The sequence below is a fragment of the Chryseobacterium culicis genome, from assembly GCF_002979755.1.
GTDB classification, from domain to species: Bacteria; Bacteroidota; Bacteroidia; order Flavobacteriales; family Weeksellaceae; genus Chryseobacterium; species Chryseobacterium culicis_A.
The window spans coordinates 1-5,386 of sequence record NZ_PCPP01000010.1 but is presented as its reverse complement, the minus strand read 5'-3'; the positions used below and the strand labels follow the sequence as shown (position 1 = coordinate 5,386).

The following is a 5,386-nucleotide window of genomic DNA, read 5'->3' as shown; positions in this document are numbered from 1 at the left end:
TTTTCTTTAAAACATTTGGTCATTAAGAAATAAAGTTTTACTTTTGCACTCGCAAATACGGAGCAACACTGACAGAAAGATTGCTTCGTTGAAAAGCGAAAGATATAAAGATCATTGACATACAATATAACAACCAAGTAAGGAAAAACTAAAGCGTTAAAAAACTTTGAGTGAGTCAGACAAACATACAATGGAGAGTTTGATCCTGGCTCAGGATGAACGCTAGCGGGAGGCCTAACACATGCAAGCCGAGCGGTAGAGATCTTTCGGGATCTTGAGAGCGGCGTACGGGTGCGGAACACGTGTGCAACCTGCCTTTATCTGGGGGATAGCCTTTCGAAAGGAAGATTAATACCCCATAACATTTTGAATGGCATCATTTAAAATTGAAAACTCCGGTGGATAGAGATGGGCACGCGCAAGATTAGATAGTTGGTGAGGTAACGGCTCACCAAGTCTGCGATCTTTAGGGGGCCTGAGAGGGTGATCCCCCACACTGGTACTGAGACACGGACCAGACTCCTACGGGAGGCAGCAGTGAGGAATATTGGACAATGGGTGAGAGCCTGATCCAGCCATCCCGCGTGAAGGACGACGGCCCTATGGGTTGTAAACTTCTTTTGTATAGGGATAAACCTTTCCACGTGTGGGAAGCTGAAGGTACTATACGAATAAGCACCGGCTAACTCCGTGCCAGCAGCCGCGGTAATACGGAGGGTGCAAGCGTTATCCGGATTTATTGGGTTTAAAGGGTCCGTAGGCGGATCTGTAAGTCAGTGGTGAAATCTCACAGCTTAACTGTGAAACTGCCATTGATACTGCAGGTCTTGAGTGTTATTGAAGTAGCTGGAATAAGTAGTGTAGCGGTGAAATGCATAGATATTACTTAGAACACCAATTGCGAAGGCAGGTTACTAAGCAACAACTGACGCTGATGGACGAAAGCGTGGGGAGCGAACAGGATTAGATACCCTGGTAGTCCACGCCGTAAACGATGCTAACTCGTTTTTGGGCTTTCGGGTTCAGAGACTAAGCGAAAGTGATAAGTTAGCCACCTGGGGAGTACGAACGCAAGTTTGAAACTCAAAGGAATTGACGGGGGCCCGCACAAGCGGTGGATTATGTGGTTTAATTCGATGATACGCGAGGAACCTTACCAAGGCTTAAATGGGAAATGACAGGTTTAGAAATAGACTTTTCTTCGGACATTTTTCAAGGTGCTGCATGGTTGTCGTCAGCTCGTGCCGTGAGGTGTTAGGTTAAGTCCTGCAACGAGCGCAACCCCTGTCACTAGTTGCCATCATTAAGTTGGGGACTCTAGTGAGACTGCCTACGCAAGTAGAGAGGAAGGTGGGGATGACGTCAAATCATCACGGCCCTTACGCCTTGGGCCACACACGTAATACAATGGCCAGTACAGAGGGCAGCTACACAGCGATGTGATGCAAATCTCGAAAGCTGGTCTCAGTTCGGATTGGAGTCTGCAACTCGACTCTATGAAGCTGGAATCGCTAGTAATCGCGCATCAGCCATGGCGCGGTGAATACGTTCCCGGGCCTTGTACACACCGCCCGTCAAGCCATGGAAGTCTGGGGTACCTGAAGTCGGTGACCGTAATAGGAGCTGCCTAGGGTAAAACAGGTAACTAGGGCTAAGTCGTAACAAGGTAGCCGTACCGGAAGGTGCGGCTGGAACATCTCATTTTAGAGCGTCTTCGGACGATAAACAAAATTAGTATCGTAAGATACAAAGTACTTACTTAAAGTAAAGCTTTAGTTTTTTGTTTGGTTGCTATATAAAAATACAAAACCCACTAGAAATTAGTATAGGGAAGAGATACAAGAGCCCAGAGCGAAGAACCAAGACGAATGAAAGTCTTGTATCTAGCATCTAGGATCTATTAGTCTAAAAAGACAGTCTCGTAGCTCAGCTGGTTAGAGCGCTACACTGATAATGTAGAGGTCGGCAGTTCGAGCCTGCCCGAGACTACTAATTAAAAGACGGGAAGATAAAAGAGCCAAGAGCCAAGACTAACAAGTAAAAAGTCTTGAATCTAGCATCTTGAATCTCTTAGTCTACTAGAGGGGAATTAGCTCAGCTGGCTAGAGCGCCTGCCTTGCACGCAGGAGGTCAAGGGTTCGACTCCCTTATTCTCCACAGTTTTGGAAGCTTAATTTAAAAGTTACGGATAGAGCCAACAACAATATCTGTTCATTAAGCAGACAAGAAGACATTAAGATCATTGACATTAACGGTAAAGACATCACAAAGAGATAACCGAGCACTTTCGAGTGCCGAGTTTATAAAAATATCGATAGACGAAAGTTTATCAAAAAATACTGAACTAATTTAAATATTAGGAAAGAAATCGTTAAGGGCGTATGGCGGATGCCTAGGCTTTCAGAGGCGACGAAGGACGTGGTAAGCTGCGAAAAGCTGCGGGGATTGGCACACACGAATTGATCCGCAGATGTCCGAATGGGGCAACCCGGCTGGTTGAAGACCAGTCACCTCGTAAGAGGAGCAAACCCGGAGAACTGAAACATCTAAGTACCCGGAGGAAAAGAAATCGAAGAGATTCCGTAAGTAGTGGCGAGCGAAAGCGGATTAGCCCAAAAGTCTTTATATGTTTAGAGGAATGTTCTGGAAAGAACAATCATAGAAGGTGATAATCCTGTACTCGAAAGGCATATTTGGATGATAAATGAGTAGGGCGGGACACGTGAAATCCTGTCTGAATATGGGGGGACCATCCTCCAAGGCTAAATACTCCTGAAAGACCGATAGTGAACAAGTACTGTGAAGGAAAGGTGAAAAGCACTTCGAATAGAAGGGTGAAATAGAACCTGAAACCGTACGCCTACAAGCGGTCGGAGCACCTATATGGTGTGACGGCGTGCCTTTTGCATAATGAGCCTACGAGTTAATTTTACTAGCGAGGTTAAGGTATTAAGTACCGGAGCCGGAGCGAAAGCGAGTCTGAATAGGGCGTATAGTTAGTAGGATTAGACGCGAAACCTTGTGATCTACCCATGGGCAGGTTGAAGCTCTGGTAACACAGAGTGGAGGACCGAACCGGTTGACGTTGAAAAGTCTTCGGATGACCTGTGGGTAGGGGTGAAAGGCCAATCAAACTGGGAGATAGCTCGTACTCTCCGAAATGCATTTAGGTGCAGCGTCGTATATAAGTTTATTAGAGGTAGAGCTACTGATTGGATGCGGGGGTTTCATCGCCTACCAATTCCTGACAAACTCCGAATGCTAATAAATGTTCTACGGCAGTGAGGGCATGGGTGCTAAGGTCCATGTCCGAGAGGGAAAGAACCCAGACCAACAGCTAAGGTCCCAAAATATATGTTAAGTTGAAGCAACGCGGTTGGACTGCATTGACAGCTAGGATGTTGGCTTGGAAGCAGCCATTCATTTAAAGAGTGCGTAACAGCTCACTAGTCGAGCGGTCCGGCATGGATAATAATCGGGCATAAACATATTACCGAAGCTATGGATTTGTACTTTAAGTACATCTGGTAGGAGAGCATTCTATTTGCGCCGAAGCAGTACTGTGAGGTATTGTGGAGCGGATAGAAAAGAAAATGTAGGCATAAGTAACGATAAAGCGGGCGAGAAACCCGCTCACCGAAAGACTAAGGTTTCCTCAGCCATGCTAATCAGCTGAGGGTTAGTCGGGACCTAACGCGAACCCGAAAGGGGTAGTGGATGGACAATGGGTTAATATTCCCATACTTGCTCACACTAAAAAGGGGACGGAGTGCCGTACTTACTGGAGACTGACGGAATAGTCAAGGCCTAGCCTTCGGGCGAAGCTGCTGTAGGGAAAGTGCTTCCAAGAAAAGCCGAAGTGAAGCAACCCGTACCAAAACCGACACAGGTAGTCGAGGAGAGAATCCTAAGGTGCTAGAGTGAATCATGGTTAAGGAACTAGGCAAAATAGTCTCGTAACTTCGGGAGAAGAGACGCCATCAGCAATGGTGGCCGCAGTAAAGAGGCCCAGGCGACTGTTTATCAAAAACACAGGACTCTGCAAAATCGAAAGATGCAGTATAGGGTCTGACACCTGCCCGGTGCTGGAAGGTTAAGGAAGGTGCTTAGGGTTAAACCGAAGGCATTGACTGAAGCCCCAGTAAACGGCGGCCGTAACTATAACGGTCCTAAGGTAGCGAAATTCCTTGTCGGGTAAGTTCCGACCTGCACGAATGGTGTAACGATCTGGGCACTGTCTCAACCATGAGCTCTGTGAAATTGTAGTATCGGTGAAGATGCCGATTACCCGCAATGGGACGAAAAGACCCTGTGAACCTTTACTATAACTTCGTATTGACTTTGAGTAAGTAATGTGTAGGATAGGTGGGAGGCTTTGAAGCAGGCACGCTAGTGTTTGTGGAGCCAACGTTGAAATACCACCCTTTACTTACTTGGAGCCTAACTTCTTTTAGAAGGACATTGCGTGGTGGGTAGTTTGACTGGGGTGGTCGCCTCCAAAAGAGTAACGGAGGCTTTCAAAGGTACCCTCAGCACGCTTGGTAACCGTGCGTAGAGTGTAATGGCATAAGGGTGCTTGACTGTGAGACCTACAAGTCGATCAGGTGCGAAAGCAGGACATAGTGATCCGGTGGTTCCGTATGGAAGGGCCATCGCTCATAGGATAAAAGGTACTCCGGGGATAACAGGCTAGTCTCCCCCAAGAGCTCACATCGACGGGGAGGTTCGGCACCTCGATGTCGGCTCGTCACATCCTGGGGCTGGAGAAGGTCCCAAGGGTTGGGCTGTTCGCCCATTAAAGTGGCACGCGAGCTGGGTTCAGAACGTCGTGAGACAGTTCGGTCTCTATCTATTGCGGGCGTTAGATGTTTGAGAGGGCTTGATTCTAGTACGAGAGGACCGAATTGAACAAACCTCTGGTGTATCAGTTGTACCGCCAGGTGCACTGCTGAGTAGCTACGTTTGGAAGAGATAAGCACTGAAAGCATATAAGTGCGAAACTCGCCTCAAGATGAGACATCTTTTAAGGGTCGTTGGAGATGACGACGTTGATAGGCTATAGGTGTAAAGACAGTAATGTCATAGCCAAGTAGTACTAATTACCCGTAGATTTATAGCCTGATATGGCGCACGAAAGTGCAGCAAGGTTACCTCTTTGTGAAAGTTTTTATCGATAAAACAGGAAGCAGATAATAGATACAAGGTAGCAGTTATACCTGCAATCTAATCCCTATCCCCTGCAACCTTATATACAACCTTTAGGGTGGTTTTAGCGGTGGGGCTCACCTGTTCCCATTCCGAACACAGAAGTTAAGCCCACCAGCGCCGATGGTACTGCTAACGCGGGAGAGTAGGCCGCCGCCAGTTTTTATTTTATTTTTAAAAA

Annotated in this window: 2 tRNA genes and 3 rRNA genes; all 5 read left to right on the top strand. The window is 47.0% G+C overall.

The features are described 5' to 3' along the window. The first annotated feature begins 187 nt into the window (after nt 1–187). Nucleotides 188–1,704: ribosomal RNA gene (locus CQ022_RS22705) — 16S ribosomal RNA — on the top strand. Between the two features lie 211 nt (nt 1,705–1,915). Further along, nucleotides 1,916–1,989: transfer RNA gene (locus CQ022_RS22700), tRNA-Ile, on the top strand. A gap of 94 nt (nt 1,990–2,083) precedes the next feature. Beyond that, nucleotides 2,084–2,157 (top strand) — tRNA-Ala (locus CQ022_RS22695). Between the two features lie 204 nt (nt 2,158–2,361). Continuing rightward, nucleotides 2,362–5,119 (top strand): 23S ribosomal RNA (locus CQ022_RS22690). A 140-nt stretch (nt 5,120–5,259) separates the two neighbouring features. Then, nucleotides 5,260–5,367 (top strand): 5S ribosomal RNA (rrf, locus tag CQ022_RS22685). Together the 16S, 23S and 5S rRNA genes with 2 tRNA genes alongside form the textbook arrangement of a ribosomal RNA operon. The last annotated feature ends 19 nt before the right edge of the window (nt 5,368–5,386 follow it).